The sequence below is a fragment of the Fastidiosibacter lacustris genome, assembly GCF_003428155.1.
GTDB classification, from domain to species: domain Bacteria; phylum Pseudomonadota; class Gammaproteobacteria; order Francisellales; family Francisellaceae; genus Caedibacter; species Caedibacter lacustris.
Map to the genome: position 1 here is coordinate 1 of NZ_QLIR01000018.1, position 14,783 is coordinate 14,783.

15 protein-coding genes, 3 tRNA genes and 2 pseudogenes are annotated in these 14,783 nt (G+C 38.4%); 13 read left to right on the plus strand and 7 right to left on the minus strand.

The features are described from left to right. Nucleotides 1-219: 219 nt before the first annotated feature. From rpoH to DNJ77_RS08070, 3 genes are all read right to left on the minus strand, one after another. Complete coding sequence (rpoH, locus tag DNJ77_RS08060) at nucleotides 220-1,095, minus strand: RNA polymerase sigma factor RpoH (RefSeq protein WP_116964484.1); 876 nt, start codon at nucleotides 1,093-1,095, stop codon at nucleotides 220-222. Nucleotides 1,096-1,285: 190 nt separating this feature from the next. After that, nucleotides 1,286-1,361, minus strand: a tRNA-Glu gene (locus tag DNJ77_RS08065). Nucleotides 1,362-1,383: 22 nt separating this feature from the next. Next, nucleotides 1,384-1,459 (minus strand) — tRNA-Ala (locus DNJ77_RS08070). 364 nt (nucleotides 1,460-1,823) lie between these two features. Between DNJ77_RS08070 and DNJ77_RS10230 the strand changes: the two are divergent. Together DNJ77_RS10230 and DNJ77_RS10235 are read left to right on the plus strand one after the other, a co-directional pair. Then, a pseudogene (locus DNJ77_RS10230) lies at nucleotides 1,824-1,973 on the plus strand (type IV pilin protein); the annotation flags it as partial. A gap of 3 nt (nucleotides 1,974-1,976) precedes the next feature. Next, a pseudogene (locus DNJ77_RS10235) lies at nucleotides 1,977-2,099 on the plus strand (hypothetical protein); the annotation flags it as partial. 135 nt (nucleotides 2,100-2,234) lie between these two features. Here DNJ77_RS10235 and dnaQ read toward each other — a convergent pair. The 3 genes from dnaQ to DNJ77_RS08090 all read right to left on the minus strand — a co-directional run bounded on the left by dnaQ (nucleotide 2,235) and on the right by DNJ77_RS08090 (nucleotide 4,807). After that, nucleotides 2,235-2,972 (minus strand): DNA polymerase III subunit epsilon, encoded by a 738-nt coding sequence (dnaQ, locus tag DNJ77_RS08080; protein ID WP_116964485.1) that lies wholly within the window; start codon nucleotides 2,970-2,972, stop codon nucleotides 2,235-2,237. A gap of 258 nt (nucleotides 2,973-3,230) precedes the next feature. Beyond that, nucleotides 3,231-4,373, minus strand: coding sequence for a radical SAM family heme chaperone HemW (gene hemW / locus DNJ77_RS08085; protein ID WP_116964486.1), 1,143 nt, complete (start codon nucleotides 4,371-4,373; stop codon nucleotides 3,231-3,233). After that, the gene (locus DNJ77_RS08090; RefSeq protein ID WP_116964487.1) at nucleotides 4,373-4,807 is read right to left on the minus strand and encodes a universal stress protein; all 435 of its coding nucleotides are present in this window, start codon (nucleotides 4,805-4,807) and stop codon (nucleotides 4,373-4,375) included. Before DNJ77_RS08090 ends, hemW begins: the two co-directional genes overlap by 1 nt. A gap of 188 nt (nucleotides 4,808-4,995) precedes the next feature. On the opposite strand from DNJ77_RS08090, the gene DNJ77_RS08095 reads away from it, so the two are divergent. Then, nucleotides 4,996-5,319: a YbaB/EbfC family nucleoid-associated protein gene (locus DNJ77_RS08095; RefSeq protein WP_204723383.1), complete on the plus strand. Its 324-nt coding sequence runs from the start codon at nucleotides 4,996-4,998 to the stop codon at nucleotides 5,317-5,319. A 24-nt stretch (nucleotides 5,320-5,343) separates the two neighbouring features. Continuing rightward, on the plus strand, nucleotides 5,344-5,949 hold the full coding sequence (gene recR, locus DNJ77_RS08100; RefSeq protein ID WP_116964489.1) for a recombination mediator RecR: 606 nt from the start codon (nucleotides 5,344-5,346) through the stop codon (nucleotides 5,947-5,949). Between the two features lie 35 nt (nucleotides 5,950-5,984). Here recR and DNJ77_RS08105 read toward each other — a convergent pair whose 3' ends face one another. Then, nucleotides 5,985-6,323, minus strand: coding sequence for a P-II family nitrogen regulator (locus DNJ77_RS08105; RefSeq protein ID WP_116964490.1), 339 nt, complete (start codon nucleotides 6,321-6,323; stop codon nucleotides 5,985-5,987). A gap of 76 nt (nucleotides 6,324-6,399) precedes the next feature. Here DNJ77_RS08105 and DNJ77_RS08110 point away from each other — a divergent pair, with 76 nt between their 5' ends. From DNJ77_RS08110 to DNJ77_RS08150, 9 genes are all read left to right on the plus strand, one after another. After that, nucleotides 6,400-6,654: an accessory factor UbiK family protein gene (locus tag DNJ77_RS08110; protein ID WP_116964491.1), complete on the plus strand. Its 255-nt coding sequence runs from the start codon at nucleotides 6,400-6,402 to the stop codon at nucleotides 6,652-6,654. A gap of 9 nt (nucleotides 6,655-6,663) precedes the next feature. Next, nucleotides 6,664-8,169 (plus strand): YifB family Mg chelatase-like AAA ATPase, encoded by a 1,506-nt coding sequence (locus tag DNJ77_RS08115; RefSeq protein WP_116964492.1) that lies wholly within the window; start codon nucleotides 6,664-6,666, stop codon nucleotides 8,167-8,169. Between the two features lie 29 nt (nucleotides 8,170-8,198). Beyond that, a complete protein-coding gene (locus DNJ77_RS08120) occupies nucleotides 8,199-9,113 on the plus strand; it encodes a lysophospholipid acyltransferase family protein (RefSeq protein ID WP_116964493.1) in 915 nt (304 codons plus the stop codon). After that, entirely contained in the window at nucleotides 9,110-10,147 is a 1,038-nt protein-coding gene (hemE, locus tag DNJ77_RS08125) for a uroporphyrinogen decarboxylase (RefSeq protein ID WP_116964494.1), read from the plus strand. Before DNJ77_RS08120 ends, hemE begins: the two co-directional genes overlap by 4 nt. A 62-nt stretch (nucleotides 10,148-10,209) precedes the next feature. Continuing rightward, nucleotides 10,210-11,922, plus strand: a complete 1,713-nt coding sequence (locus DNJ77_RS08130) for an NAD-dependent malic enzyme (protein ID WP_116964495.1) — start codon at nucleotides 10,210-10,212, stop codon at nucleotides 11,920-11,922. A 142-nt stretch (nucleotides 11,923-12,064) separates the two neighbouring features. Further along, complete coding sequence (glmM, locus tag DNJ77_RS08135; protein WP_116964514.1) at nucleotides 12,065-13,405, plus strand: phosphoglucosamine mutase; 1,341 nt, start codon at nucleotides 12,065-12,067, stop codon at nucleotides 13,403-13,405. Between the two features lie 12 nt (nucleotides 13,406-13,417). Continuing rightward, the gene (tpiA, locus tag DNJ77_RS08140; RefSeq protein ID WP_116964496.1) at nucleotides 13,418-14,170 is read left to right on the plus strand and encodes a triose-phosphate isomerase; all 753 of its coding nucleotides are present in this window, start codon (nucleotides 13,418-13,420) and stop codon (nucleotides 14,168-14,170) included. Beyond that, on the plus strand, nucleotides 14,170-14,640 hold the full coding sequence (gene secG, locus DNJ77_RS08145; protein ID WP_116964497.1) for a preprotein translocase subunit SecG: 471 nt from the start codon (nucleotides 14,170-14,172) through the stop codon (nucleotides 14,638-14,640). The genes tpiA and secG overlap by 1 nt, the downstream gene beginning before the upstream one ends. Before the next feature lie 37 nt (nucleotides 14,641-14,677). After that, nucleotides 14,678-14,763, plus strand: a tRNA-Leu gene (locus DNJ77_RS08150). Nucleotides 14,764-14,783 lie beyond the last annotated feature (20 nt).

The window sequence follows — 14,783 nt, forward strand, 5'->3', positions numbered from 1 at the left end:
GATGAATTTATTATTAGTATCCAACATGAGGTTGCTCCTGTTTTTGATTTATTTTGTTTCACGTTTATCAAAACAGGCAACCTCATCTAAGTCAAGATGAATGTCAGATTATATCTAGACTAATACAATATATGTGTTATAGAAACTGTAATTCAGCTAAAACAGTTGAATCTAGAAGAAATCAAGTCAAGTCTAAACTTCTACAACTTATACAGTTTATTATAACTTTAAAACTGCAATTTTGAGTTTGTGCATTGCTGCCTCTTCAATTTGTCGTATGCGCTCGGCAGAGACATTATGCTTGGCAGCTAGGTCATGTAGGGTAAGCTTTTCATCAACAAACCAGCGCGACATGATAATATCTTTGCTGCGATCATCAAGCTTATCGATTGCGGCTTGCAATTTCTCTTGCGTTTTTTGCTCAAAATCTTCTTCTGCTAAAGCCTGTTCTGGATTGGCAGATTGATCTTCTAAATACATTGCTGGGTGAAAACTTCTCTCATCGTCATTCTCTTCAATTGGGGCATCAAAAGCCATATCATAAGCATTCATCCGTTTTTCCATTTCAAGGACTGTTTCTGGCTTAACACCTAGCTCTTTGGCAACACTTTGAATCTCATCATCACTAAACCAGCCTAAGCGTTTTTTACTGCTCCTTAAATTAAAAAATAGTTTGCGTTGTGATTTTGTGGTAGCAATTTTTACAATGCGCCAATTTTTGAGAATATATTCGTGCATTTCTGCTTTGACCCAATGAACAGCAAAAGATACCAAGCGTACTCCCATATCTGGATCAAAGCGTTTAACTGCTTTCATAAGACCAATATTACCTTCTTGGATTAAATCAGTAATGGGGAGTCCGTAACCTGAAAAGCCACGCGCAACCTTAATAACAAAGCGTAAATGTGACATAATCATTTTTTGAGCAGCTTCGATATCATTTTGGTAACGCAATCGTTTGGCTAATTCCTTTTCTTCTTCTTCAGATAGTATGGGGATGCTATTGGCAAATCGAATATAGCTATCCAAGCCGTCCGTATCTGATAAGGATGGAATAGGTAAGGTATTTTGTTTTAGAACTAAGTCTTTGCCCATAGAATAAATACTTAAGTTGTTGTTAGTATTGTTGCATGGTTAAAAAGTATAGCACAGTTAAATCACACAAAAATGGGGTTTTAAGCAAGAATCTGATTTATGCCTACTATAGTTTGTTTGATGTATTTTGTTTGCATTATTACACTTAATAAACAAACCGAAATGAAAAGCCACAAAAGCAATTTATTTATGGCGTCCCCAAGGGGATTCGAACCCCTGTTACCGCCGTGAAAGGGCGATGTCCTAGGCCTCTAGACGATGGGGACACAAAATGTGTCTAAATATGACTGGTGGAGCTAAGCGGGATCGAACCGCTGACCTCTTGCATGCCATGCAAGCGCTCTCCCAGCTGAGCTATAGCCCCAAGCCGAAGCTGCATTCTAGTGTGCTTTTTATGGGCTGTCAAGCACTAGATTTTAATAAACAAAAAAATTACTTCTAATAGGGGTTAATTCCATACATGGTTCTGCTTATTGAGGCAAGGATTTTTATTTAGATATTGATAAATTTATTCTTTTTATATTTACGTATATTGCCGCCCATCTGAATAAAAGAATCAATAAATTGGAAGATTCACTCTTGGTTTAATTAGGTCTGAGATTATTTGTACATTAATTTCATCGAGGTTTCATGTTGCAAAAATAATTTATTTCACAGAATATGTGAATAACTACGCTATAATGATAACACGATCTAGTTAGCGTAAGTTAAAAAGAAAGTTTCCATCGATGAAAAACAAACGACTCAATTTGGCAGGATTCTCGTTGATCGAATTATTGGTAGTGATTGCTGTGATTGCAATTTTAACTGCAATTGCGATTCCACTGTATAACAGTTATACGTTGCGTGCACATCGCTCAGATGCAATCAGTGCACTTAGCACAATTGCCATGAATGAAGAAGCGCATATGCTCAGTAGTGGAATCTATACTGGCACTTTGAATGAGGTCTGGTTAGGTACGACAAGTACAAGAGGCTTTTATGCTATGACCTGTCAGGCGTGAATAGTAGCGGCTATGTAATAACAGCAACTCCAATTGGTTCGCAAACTTCTGATAGTGGGGACTGTCCTCATTTAACATTAGCAGCCAACGACGGTTCAATCATCAGAACACCTACTGGTTGTTGGGAGTAAGGTATCAAAGTTTACGCCATAAAGCGTTGCCTTTGGATTTTTTATCTAGCAGGGTTAAGTATTCTTCATGTGCTTTGGGTGTACAATTGTCAGCAAGTAAATCAATAAGCCTTATTTTATTAACTTCTTCAGCTTTTGCATGTGTCTGTATGGTGGAGCTTGTGGCTAATAAATGTGTTTGTGTATTGTCGCTTATGTCAGATAAGTTAAATAAATTAAGTTGTCCGCCAGTCATTAATAAATAGACTTCAGCTAAAAGCTCGGAGTCAAGAAGTGCACCATGAAGTGCTCGATGTTTGTTATTTACGCCGTAACGTGAGCAAAGCGCATCAAGCGAGTTTTTTTGTCCTGGATGTTTTTCTCTGGCCATGAGTAAGCTATCAATGATAGTGCAGTGGTTTTCAATCTGTCCCCACTTATTTGACTTAAGGTGTTGAAGCTCCCAATTTAAAAAGGGTAGGTCAAAAGCTGCGTTGTGTATGATTAGTTCTGAGCCTTGTAGAAATGCTATGATTTCATCAATTTTGTCAGCAAAAAGTGGTTTATCTGCCAAAAACTCATTGCTGATTCCATGAACTTGGAAAGCTCCTGCTTCAACTTCAATATCTGGCTTGAAATAAAAGTGAAGATTCTTACCTGTAAGTTTGCGACTGATCATTTCAACAGCCCCAAATTCAATGATGCGATGACCAGCTTTATAGTCAAACCCAGTTGTTTCAGTATCTACAAAAATTTGGCGCATGAAACCTTTCTATTGGTTAGGCAAAATATGGTAGCTATTATAGCCAAGCAAATATTGTTTTGACACAGTAATGTTTAGCAATAGTCACTATAGTTTCTCTTCCTTAAATGCACCATGATTGACAATTAATACCAAGAGCGATTCAATGAATCTAGCGCTAACTCATTAATTTCATGACTTTTATTAGGTAGAGACTTAAGAGTAAAAAGTTTTGTTATTTATGTTGCTGAGTTATAGATTTAATTTATAGCAGATAGCTTATGGCAAGAAAAGGTAAATTAAGTCATTTAAAAACCGTTGTCCAATCTTGCTAGGGATAAAATATTTTCCATTTTGAATAAGCAGCTTGCGATTAATGGCTAGATCTAACGTTTGTTCAATCGTTTCTATTCCTAAACCAGTCGTTTGCTCAAATAAGTCAGTTGAGAATCCATTGTATAAGCGTAGTGCATTGAGCATAAACTCATATGGACGATCTTCTTTCATAATTTGGGATTGCCCATAAGGAAACCTTTTTTCGCTGATATAGAGTGTTGGATGCTTGCGCTTCCAATAGCGCTTGATGATATTTTGTTGTGGATAACTTATTTTACTGTGAGCGCCTGCACCTATCCCTATGTAATCGCCAAAGTGCCAATAATTAAGGTTATGTTTAGCTTGGAGTGTTTTGCATTTGGCATAAGCAGATGTTTCATATTGATCAAAACCTTGCTCACCAATCAATGCTTTGCCTTGAGTTTCAATTTCATAAAGTAAATCTTCATCTGGCAGCTTAGGTGGTTTCACGGCAAAAGGGGTGTTAGGCTCAAGTGTGAGTTGATACCAGGATAAGTGTGTTGGTTCTAAAGCAATTGCCTGGTTTAAATCATAGATAGCATCTCCAACGCTTTGATTGGGTAAGCCGTGCATAAGGTCAAGGTTAAAGTTATTAAATCCCGCGCATTTTAGCTTTTCTACTGCATGATAGATATTTTGGTCATTATGAATACGACCAAGGATTTGTAGTTTATCATTTTGGAAGCTTTGTACTCCAAGTGATATGCGGTTGATACCCATAGCTTTATAATCACAAAATTTACCATGCTCAATAGTACCTGGGTTAGCTTCCAATGTGATTTCGGTGTTATTGTCGGTAAGGTTGTGTTGATTAAGGTAATCAAAAAATTTAGATAATGTTAGGCTTGGAAATAATGAAGGTGTCCCTCCACCTAAAAAAATGGAGCTAAATTTCCTGTCTTGTAAATCTTGATGATGACTTTCTAAATCACGAATAAGCGTTTGTAGATATTCGTTGGCTGGCAAGGATGTTCTTAATTGATGTGAATTAAAATCGCAATAAGGGCATTTTTTGACACACCAAGGAAAATGAACATAAAGGCTTATAGGTGGAAGTTTTAACATTATTTGGATTGACCAATGCGAATAACAAGTACATCACAGTGCGCGCGTTGCAATACACCATTTGCAGTTGAGCCAATAAAGCGCTCAACACCATAGCGACCATGGCTGCCGATAACAATAATATCACAGTTAAGCTCTTCAGCAAGCTTGACGATTTTGCGCTTTGGTGAACCATGCAATAGATGAAAATCCGCTTCGATGTCAATTTGTGCCTCCAATGCTTTTAAATGCTTCATATTTTCTTCTTCTAGATAATCCTCTAGATCAGAAATAGAAGGAACGCCTGAGGCCATGTAATATGGAATATTTGGTAAAACATTGACTACGCTTAATTTTGCATTATTGCGTTTAGCAAGAGATACGGCTTGTTCAATGACTGGTTGATTGTCGGCGTGTAGATCCGTCGCGAGTAAGATGTGCTTGTAATTTTTCATCAGGAACTCCAAAACTATATTAATGTTGAACGATAAGCATTTTAAAAAACTTCATCTGTAAAAGATAGTGAGAGTTATGGTGAAAAAAATATGATTGTGGTCTATTTCGCCAAATACTAGTTGAAATATAAGGGTTAAAAATTTAAGCTAGCCGCTATCGTTTTAAAGTCAATTCTAGGTAAATGATGATGAATGCGAATATGGGTAAGTTCATGCAACAAGCGCAAAAAATGCAAGAGCAAATGAAAAAAATGCAAGAGGCACAAGAAAGTATAGAGGTAACTGGTGAATCAGGTGTTGGTCTTGTAAAGGTAATTATGACAGGTAAACACGATGTTAAACGTGTTGAAATCGATCCAAGTTTGTTGACAGAGGAAAAAGAAATTTTGGAAGATCTTTTTGCTGCTGCGGTTAATGATGCAGTGCGTAGAATTGAAACAAAGGCTCAAGAAAGCATGGCGCATTTTAGCAAGGGTTTTAATATTCCAGCTGGTTTTAAATTCCCATTCTAATTAATCTGATTTAATTCTTTTGATATGACGCAAAAATTGTTTTCACCTAAGGTAGAAGCCCTGATTGAAGCATTAAAAATATTGCCAGGGGTGGGCAGAAAAAGTGCCCAGAGAATGGCGATTCAGCTGTTAGATAAAAAGCCAGATGCTGCTCAGCAATTAGCTCATAGTATTAGTGAGGCGGTACGTGCTGTAAAACGCTGTACGCAATGTAATATGTTATGCGAAACAGATGTGTGCCATATTTGTGCAAGTCCACGCCGAGACGATACACAACTTTGTGTTGTTGAGAATATGTTGGATATGATGGCAATTGAAAGTACCGCAATTTATTTGGGCAAATATTTTATTTTACATGGACGTATTTCTCCACTAGATGGGATGGGACCTAATGAATTGAAATTACCAAGACTCAAAGCCATTGTACTTCAAAAGCAAATCACTGAGATTGTGATGGCACTTAGTCCATCTGTTGAGGGTGAGACAACGGTACACTTTATTTCAGATATGTTAAAAGTGCACGAGTGTAAGATTACACGCATTGGCTTTGGTGTGCCGTTTGGTGGTGAGCTTGAGTATTTAGATCAAAAAACTTTAACACATGCCTTTAATGCACGCGTAAACTTTTGATTGACTTTTTATGATAAGTACTAGTCTTGCTCTACTTACAATGCTTCTTCATCTTTTTCGCAGGTGCGAATGCGAATGACTTCGTCTAAATGAGTAACAGTGATTTTACCTGAGCCGATTTTATCGCTTTTATTCACCTCAACGATGGCATCAATAAACACATCTTTTTGTGTATCTTTGCAGATTACGTCTATTTTGATCTTCGGCAAAAAATCAACAGCATATTCTGCACCTCGATATAGTTCCGTGTGACCTAATTGACGACCGAAGCCTTTGACTTCCGTCACCGTAATGCCAGATGCGCCTGCAATTAACAAGGCTTCACGAGTGCGATCCAATAAAAAAGGTTTAATATAAGCAGTAATTAGCTTCATGCTCGAATTAATTTATCAATTTGAATGACTATGCTACATTATGCACTATCTATAAGTAAAGAATTAAGAGTCAGCAATGAAAATCAATAGCAAAATTATCGACGATGTTGCCAATAAAATTTCTCATTCCCTTCCTAGTGGAATTAAAAGTATTGCAAGCGAATTTGAAAGCAGTTGTAAAAGCATTCTTAAAGCAAGCTTCGAGAAGTTGGATTTAGTTACACGTGAAGAGTTTGATATCCAAAAAGAGGTTTTATTGAAAACTCGTCAAAAGCTTGAGCAACTCGAAAAGAAAATCGATGAATTGCTTGCTCAACACGATGGCAAATAGGTAGTTTAGATGTCATTGGCTACTGTTTATAGTCGTGCACAACTTGGAATTGAAGCACCTTCTGTCACAGTTGAGGTCCATTTATCGCAAGGTTTGCCAAGCTTGTCTATAGTAGGGCTTCCTGAAGCTGCGGTAAAAGAGAGTAAAGATCGTGTAAGAAGTGCGATCATCAATTCTGGCTTCCAATTTCCAACCAAACGTATCACCATTAACCTTGCTCCTGCTGATTTACCTAAAGAAGGCGGTCGATATGATCTTCCCATTGCTATTGGTATTTTACTTGCTTCCAAGCAAATCATAGCACCTGAAGTCTTGGAATATGAGTTTGCGGCTGAGCTTTCGCTTTCAGGGAAGCTGCGTCCAATAAAAGGCATGCTCCCTTTTGCTATTCAATGCTTAAAGAGTAGTCGCAGTCTAATATTTGCACTAAAAAACCAAGAAGAAGTGGCGCTTGTTCCCAATATGTGTGCTTACTCTGCCAAAAACCTACAAGAAGTTGTTTTGCATTTATCTAGGACTCAACTGCTAAATAAGTTGACTTTGTCCGAAAAGCAAATGAGTACACAAAGGCTGTTAGATTTAGCAGATGTTAAGGGGCAATTTCAAGCAAAACGCGCTCTTGAAATTGCAGCTGCGGGTGGGCATAACCTATTGTTTGTTGGACCGCCTGGTACTGGAAAAACAATGCTAGCTTCTCGCTTTAATACCATATTGCCAGCATTGACGATGGATGAGGCATTAAGTACAGCAATGATTGCCTCAATTAAGGGTATGAGCAATATTGCAGAGCGTTTTTATGAGCGTCCATTTCGTGCGCCGCACCACACGTCATCTGCGATTTCCCTTGTTGGTGGAGGTACTAATCCCAAACCGGGTGAGATTTCTTTAGCACACAATGGTGTGTTGTTTTTGGATGAGCTACCAGAATTTGATCGACATGTATTGGAAGTTCTACGTGAACCATTGGAATCTGGCACAATTATTATCTCTCGCGCCAACGCTCAAGTTGAGTATCCTGCTAAATTTCAGCTTATTGCAGCGATGAATCCTTGTCCTTGTGGTTTTTTAGGCTCACAAGTAAAGTCCTGTAAAGATACGGATGTTCAGATAAAACGTTATCAACAAAAACTCTCAGGACCTTTACTGGATCGAATTGATTTACAGGTGGAAGTGTTAGAAGTTGATCATCACACTTTAACTAATATAGATCGTCAAGTTTCAAGTGCTGAAATAAAAGCGCGTGTTACGGTAGCACGTGCACGTCAGCTTAAGCGCCAAAATAAAATTAATGCCGAACTTCAAGGCAAGGAAATTGATCAATTTTGTGTTTTAGGTAATAATGAGCGGCTGTTATTGGCGGATGCCATACAAAAGCTTGGATTGTCGGCAAGAGGGTATCACCGTATCTTAAAAATTGCCCGTACTATTGCTGACTTAGAGACCGCGGATTTGATTAGCAAACAACACATTCAAGAGGCAATTAGCTATCGCAAATTTGAACGTTTTCGTCAATAACATAAACATGAATAAAAATGGTAGTGTAGATGAAAAAAATTAGTTCACAGTTATTAGTCTTTATACTGTATTTATGGAGCAGACTCAGCTTTGGTATGGCGCAACGTATTGGCTGGGTGATTGGATCATTATTTTATTACTTTAATAATAATATGCGTAGAGTAGCAAGTATTAACATTGATAAATGCTTTCCTGATCTAAGTGTTTATCACAAAAAGCGTTTGTTGAAAAAAACGCTTCAGCAAACGTGCATGACAGGCGCTGAAATGCCTGCTATTTTATTCAAAAGTCCTCAAAAGCTATTGCAACAAATTCGTGTGACCCATGGCGATAAACTGATGCAAAAGCTCTATGAAGAGGCGCGTGGAGTGATGGTGTTAGGGCCGCACATTGGTAGTTATGAAATAGGTTCTATGTTTTACCCAAATAGTTATCCTGCGGCAATGCTTTATACTCCACCCAAGATCAAGACTTTGGATCGACTCATTTTACGTGCACGTTCACGCCTATGCAAAAACATGTCTCCTGCTAGTCACAAGGGTGTCAAAATGCTGTTTAAAGCACTTGCCAATAAAGAAGTCATTGCGATGCTAACCGATCAAGTGCCAGTCGATGCAGGCGGCACTTACGTTGATTTCTTTGGTCATCCTGCTAAAACCATGAACTTTCCAACGAAGTTATACCAAAAGCTTAAACCTGCTGTTGTCTTGAGTTATGTTGTTAGAAATGGTATCGGTAAAGGTTCTACTTTATTTATTGAGGATCTTGAACCTTTGATCAAAAAATATGAAATGCTAGATGATATTGAAGACCCTGTAGCATATGCTTTTAGTAAGCGTTTTGAAGAAATCATTCGCCAATATCCAGAGCAATATCAATGGACTTATAAACGCTTTAAATATCATCCAGATGGTTTGGACTACTACGAGAAGGATAAAAAATGAGAACCTTATTTTTGGATGCGTTGCTTGGCAAGCCCGTTGAACAAACGCCACTTTGGATTATGCGTCAAGCGGGTCGTTACTTGCCTGAGTATCGTAAAACGCGTGCCAAGTTTAATGACTTTATGCAGATGTGTCGTAATTCTGAGGCTTGCTGTGAAGTGGCTTTACAACCACTAGATCGTTATGAACTTGATGCTGCTATTGTTTTCTCGGATATTTTAACCATACCTGAAGCAATGGGTATGGAACTTAAATTTATCTCAAGCAAAGGTCCTGTTTTTCCAACACCACTTACCACACAAAAAGATATTGATGGATTGGATGACAAAAATGCGCTAGAAAAACTCAAATATGTGATGGACGCAGTTTCTACTACCAAATTAGCTGTAAAGAATCGAGTTCCTTTAATTGGTTTTAGTGGTAGTCCTTGGACGCTTGCAGCTTACATGGTTGAAGGTCAAGGGTCAAAGCAATTTACTGAGATTAGAAAAATGCTCTATAGTGTACCTTTTTTACTCCACACTCTGCTCAAAAAATTAGCTCATATCGTGACTGATTATTTAGATCAACAGATCCAAGCGGGTGCCGATGCAATCATGATTTTTGATACCTGGGGTGGTGTTTTGACTGAAAAAAGTTATGCACTTTTCTCATTAAATTACATGCGACACATTATTGCTGAACTTAAAGAACGTCATCCAAATGTGCCTGTTACGCTATTTACTAAAGGGGGTGGTTTATGGTTAGATCAGCTAGTGCAGGTAAACTGCAGTGGCGTGGGGATTGACTGGAGTATAGACATAATGCGTGCACGTGGTCTTGTTGCTGACAAAGTTGCCTTACAGGGAAACCTTGACCCAGCTGTGCTTTACGGTGATCATAACAGCATTCGTAATCAAGTAAAATATATTGTCGAAAGCCAGAAATGTCATTCTAAATTTGTGTTTAATCTTGGTCATGGTATTTATCCGGACATTGACCCAGATAAAGTAAAAACAATGGTTAATGCTGTACGTGAGTTTGGCATGAAATAGAAAAACGACTAACTTTAACAATTATTAGCGTTCTTAACAAACAAAATAACAACTGAGTTAATATGAAAAGAGTAAAACGATTTGAATTTAAGCGCAATCCAGAAACAGGTGAGATGTGGGTTGAAACAGACTTGCAAGGCAAGAGCTTATTAACACTACCTTCCTTAAATAAAGGAACGGCTTTCTCAGAGCGTGAGCGTGAAGAGTTTGGACTCTTGGGTAAGCTACCTTTCCAGATTGAATCATTAGAAGAGCAAAAAACACGTGCTTATCAACAGTACAAATCTTTTCGCAGCAATATTGGGCGCCATAGTTTTTTAAAGAACCTGCATAATATCAATGAAACTTTGTTTTATCGCTTAGTGCGTGATAATTTAAATGAGATGTTGCCTATTATCTATACGCCAACTGTAGGTGAAGCAGTCATGCACTATAGTGAAAAATTCTTATCACCTAGGGGTTTATATGTTGCCTATCCTGATCGCTATAAAATGCGAGAGATTTTACATAATCGTACTAACTCCGATATCGATATTATAGTTGTCAGCGATGCTGAAGGGGTGCTTGGTATAGGTGACCAAGGTGTTGGAGGTATTGAAATTCCTGTTGCTAAACTCATGGTTTATACCTTATGCGCTGGAATTAATCCTGGTAGATATTTACCTGTTTTTTTGGATGCTGGAACTAATAACAAGCATCTGCTTGAAGATCCTTTATATCTTGGGTGGCGACATGAACGTGTGCGTGGTGAAAAGTATGATGAAATGGTTCAGTTGTTTATTGAGGCGGTCAAAGCCGAAATGCCTGATACATTTTTGCACTGGGAGGATTTTGGACGAGACAACGCACGTAAAAATTTACTCAAATACCAAAATGAAATCTGTAGCTTTAATGATGATATGCAAGGTACAGCTGCAGTTGCACTAGCCGCATTAATTTCAGCTTCCAAACATGCGAATATTGAGTTTTGTGATCAAAAATTTGTCATTTTTGGTTCAGGGACCGCGGGGATTGGAATTGCGGATGAAATTGTGAACGCTTTGGTTCGTTTAGGGTTTACCAAGCAGCAAGCTTATGATCATTTTTGGTGTATTGATAAAGATGGACTTCTCATCGACGATCAGCAAATGATGGATTTCCAGCGTCCTTATGCGCGCACGCGCGAATTAGTGAAAGACTGGTCACACGATGAACAAGGCCGCATTTCACTTCTTGAAGTTGTTAAACAAGCTAAACCGACTACCCTTATTGGTTGTTCTAGTGTCGCCAACGCCTTTAGTGATGACGTCATCCTTGAAATGGCAGACAACATTGAGCGCCCAATTATTTTTACCCTTTCTAATCCCACCAGTCGATGTGAGCGTATCCCACAAGACATTATTCGTTTAACTGAAGGTCGGGCTTTAATTGCAACGGGTAGTCCTTTTGATGACGTTGGCTACAAAGGTAAGGTATATCGCATTGCGCAATCTAACAATGCACTTGTTTTTCCTGGAATTGGTCTAGGTATTGTTGCCATTCAAGCCAAACGGTTTACTGAAAATATGCTATGGGCAGCCTGTAAAGCTTTGGCAAATTATTCTACGCAAGATGACGATGCGTTGTTACCAAAGCTAAGTGAAGCATATAGCGTGAGTCGTCAAGTTGCTTTTGCTGTTGCTCGTCAAGCTATTGAAGATGGTGTTGCTGAAGATGTTGATGATATTTGGCGCAAGATTGATCATGTAATTTGGGAACCAAAATATTATCCATATTATGTCTTTAAAGAAAACTGATTTTAAAAACGTTGTCAAAACAATTTGCGTGTAATCGAAAGTGTAGCAACTTTTGCTTAATAGAGAGGAGTAAAACTGCTTAACCATTTCAAGCAAGATGTGCATAATATTAAGCGTTTTAAATAAACAAACGAATTTAGTTATGGCAAAAAGATATTTTGGTACCGATGGCGTGCGCGGGGAAGTAGGAAAATCACCAATGACAGTTGAGTTTGCAACAAAGCTTGGCAACGCAGTTGGTCAAGTATTACAAAACGCTAATCAAAAAAAAATAAAAGTGGTGATAGGACAGGATACCAGGCGTTCATCCGATATGTTAAAAACAGCTTTTATTGCAGGTATCACCGCCACAGGCGTCGATGTGATCAATCTGGGTGTGGTGCCAACTCCGGTTGTCGCATTCATGGTGAGTGAGCTTGATGCTGATGCAGGCGTAGTGTTAAGCGCGTCACATAATCCATATTATGACAATGGAATTAAGCTTTTCTCTAAAAAAGGGTATAAGTTAGCAGACGAGTTTGAATATGAGATTGAGCAGTATATTGATAATGACTTTTTTTACTATCATCCACAAGGTAAATTTGGTGAGATGTCTAGTCAAGTCAATCAAATCGAGCCATATATTGTACATTGCTTGAAACACTTTACTGATAAAATTAACTTAGCAGATAAAAAAATTATCTTAGATTGCGCTAATGGTGCGCTTTATCGTACAGCACGTGAAGTATTTAAGTGTTTAGAACTTAATGTAATTGAGATCGCATCAAAACCAGATGGCTTAAATATCAATAAAAATTGTGGTGCAGTTCACCTTGATGCTTTAAAAACTGCGGTAGTCAATGAGTTTGCTGATCTTGGTATTGCATTTGATGGTGATGGTGATAGGTTAATGCTGGTGGATGAATCAGGTTGTGTAGTCGACGGTGATGATATCTTATTGTTGCTTGCAAGATATCCAGCGATTAGTCAAAGTGACAATGGTATCGTTGGTACGGTGATGACAAATTTAGCAATTGAGCAGCAGCTGGCTAAGCTAAATATTGTGTTTGAGCGTGCCAAGGTTGGAGATCGTTATGTAATGGAAAAGCTATTACAAAATAACTGGATGTTGGGTGGAGAGTCATCAGGACACATTATTAATTTACATTACAATACAACGGGTGATGGTTTGATGGCAGCCTTGCAAGTGTTGGCGATTTTAAGTCAAACTAATCAGAGTTTATCAAGCTTAATTGATGTGCAAAAAATGCCGCAGGCGATGATCAACGTACCGTTAACAAGGAAACTAGATGCCAATGACATGAGTTTGTTAATAGAAGATGTAAGCTTTACTGAAAAAGCCTTGGCAGAAGATGGACGCGTGGTATTGAGACCCTCTGGAACAGAGCCCGTATTAAGGGTTATGGTTGAAGCAAAGTCGCAAGAGCTGGCTGTGGAATGGGTGAATTATTTGGTTGAGAAAGTTAAACAAAAGATTAAATAGTTGGAGTTGAGTATGAGAAGACAAATTATTATTGGAAACTGGAAAATGAACGGTTCGTTGTTATCCATAAAAAGCTTGTGTGAATCATTAACTAAACTCGCACATGAGTCAGACGTGGCAGATATTGCAGTGTGTGTGCCCAGCATTTATTTACCTTATGTGCAAACTAATCTTAAAAACATATGTTTGGGCGTACAAAACGTAAGCCAATATAACAATGGTGCATATACGGGAGAAATTAGCACAACGATGTTACAAGACTTTAATTGTCGATATGTCATCGTCGGTCATTCTGAGCGCAGAGCATTTTTTGGAGAAACAGATGAAGATATTGCCAATAAGACCAAGCAAGTAGTGCAAGCAGGTTTAACGGCTATTGTTTGTGTTGGTGAAACATTGGAGGAGCGTACAACGGGTAATTTACAGTCAATTTTAGCCAGACAATTACAAGTCGTATTAAATAAATTATCGACAAAAGAGCTTGAAAAACTGATTATTGCCTATGAACCTGTCTGGGCAATTGGCACGGGTTTAGCAGCAACAGCCCATCAAGTTCAAGATGTGCATCGCTATTTGCGCAAGATTGTCACAAACTTTGATGAAGAGCTTGCTAAAAACATCAAAATTATATATGGTGGCAGCCTAAAACCATCTAACGCAAGTGAACTACTAAGCTTGGAAGATGTAGATGGTGGGTTAATAGGTGGTGCTTCTTTGAACGGGAAGGACTTTGGTCAAATTATTAAGCAGGCAAAAAAAATATAATGTTAGCATTGGTTATAACCATACATATAATTGTTGCTGTTCTAATCGTAGGATTGATTTTATTACAGCAAGGCAAGGGCGCAACTATGGGAGCATCCTTTGGTTCAGGAGCATCACAAACTATTTTTGGAAGCAGAGGCGCGGCCCCTTTTATGTTTAAGCTTACTGCATTTTTAGTAGCAATTTTCTTTGTCACAAGTGTTGGTTTAAGCTATATTGGCAAACGTACAGCTGAGAATAGAGCATTGGCTGGTCAATCTTCAGCGGGTGTGACTCAAGCGGATTATCAAAAGCAGCAAGCTCAACAGCAAGCGCTCATTGACCAAGCAAAAGCAACAGTTGAGAAGCAAACTCCAAAACCTGATTCATTAAATATGAATGACTTATTGCAAACCTCAGCAGTTACTACTGATAAAACACCTAAAGATGCTACTTACAAAAAACCCTCAGAAAGTGAAAAACACCTGTAAAAGTTAAAGGTTCAGCTGCCTCGAAATAAGTTTTATTGCCAAAGTGGTGGAATTGGTAGACACGCCATCTTGAGGGGGTGGTGAGTATCACTCGTGCGGGTTCGAGTCCCGCCTTTGGCACCAAAAAATAAAAGGAAATAAGC

Excerpts from the sequence above, each read along its gene's own strand:
- glmM (WP_116964514.1), top strand. The coding sequence starts at position 12,065 with ATGGCAAAAAGATATTTTGGTACCGATGGCGTGCGCGGGGAAGTAGGA.
- DNJ77_RS08115 (WP_116964492.1), top strand. The coding sequence starts at position 6,664 with ATGTCATTGGCTACTGTTTATAGTCGTGCACAACTTGGAATTGAAGCA.
- DNJ77_RS08130 (WP_116964495.1), top strand. The coding sequence starts at position 10,210 with ATGAAAAGAGTAAAACGATTTGAATTTAAGCGCAATCCAGAAACAGGT.
- hemE (WP_116964494.1), top strand. The coding sequence starts at position 9,110 with ATGAGAACCTTATTTTTGGATGCGTTGCTTGGCAAGCCCGTTGAACAA.
- DNJ77_RS08095 (WP_204723383.1), top strand. The coding sequence starts at position 4,996 with ATGAATGCGAATATGGGTAAGTTCATGCAACAAGCGCAAAAAATGCAA.
- DNJ77_RS08105 (WP_116964490.1), bottom strand. The coding sequence starts at position 6,323 with ATGAAGCTAATTACTGCTTATATTAAACCTTTTTTATTGGATCGCACT.
- rpoH (WP_116964484.1), bottom strand. The coding sequence starts at position 1,095 with ATGGGCAAAGACTTAGTTCTAAAACAAAATACCTTACCTATTCCATCC.
- secG (WP_116964497.1), top strand. The coding sequence starts at position 14,170 with ATGTTAGCATTGGTTATAACCATACATATAATTGTTGCTGTTCTAATC.
- recR (WP_116964489.1), top strand. The coding sequence starts at position 5,344 with ATGACGCAAAAATTGTTTTCACCTAAGGTAGAAGCCCTGATTGAAGCA.
- DNJ77_RS08090 (WP_116964487.1), bottom strand. The coding sequence starts at position 4,807 with ATGAAAAATTACAAGCACATCTTACTCGCGACGGATCTACACGCCGAC.
- DNJ77_RS08120 (WP_116964493.1), top strand. The coding sequence starts at position 8,199 with ATGAAAAAAATTAGTTCACAGTTATTAGTCTTTATACTGTATTTATGG.
- dnaQ (WP_116964485.1), bottom strand. The coding sequence starts at position 2,972 with ATGCGCCAAATTTTTGTAGATACTGAAACAACTGGGTTTGACTATAAA.
- tpiA (WP_116964496.1), top strand. The coding sequence starts at position 13,418 with ATGAGAAGACAAATTATTATTGGAAACTGGAAAATGAACGGTTCGTTG.
- hemW (WP_116964486.1), bottom strand. The coding sequence starts at position 4,373 with ATGTTAAAACTTCCACCTATAAGCCTTTATGTTCATTTTCCTTGGTGT.
- DNJ77_RS08110 (WP_116964491.1), top strand. The coding sequence starts at position 6,400 with ATGAAAATCAATAGCAAAATTATCGACGATGTTGCCAATAAAATTTCT.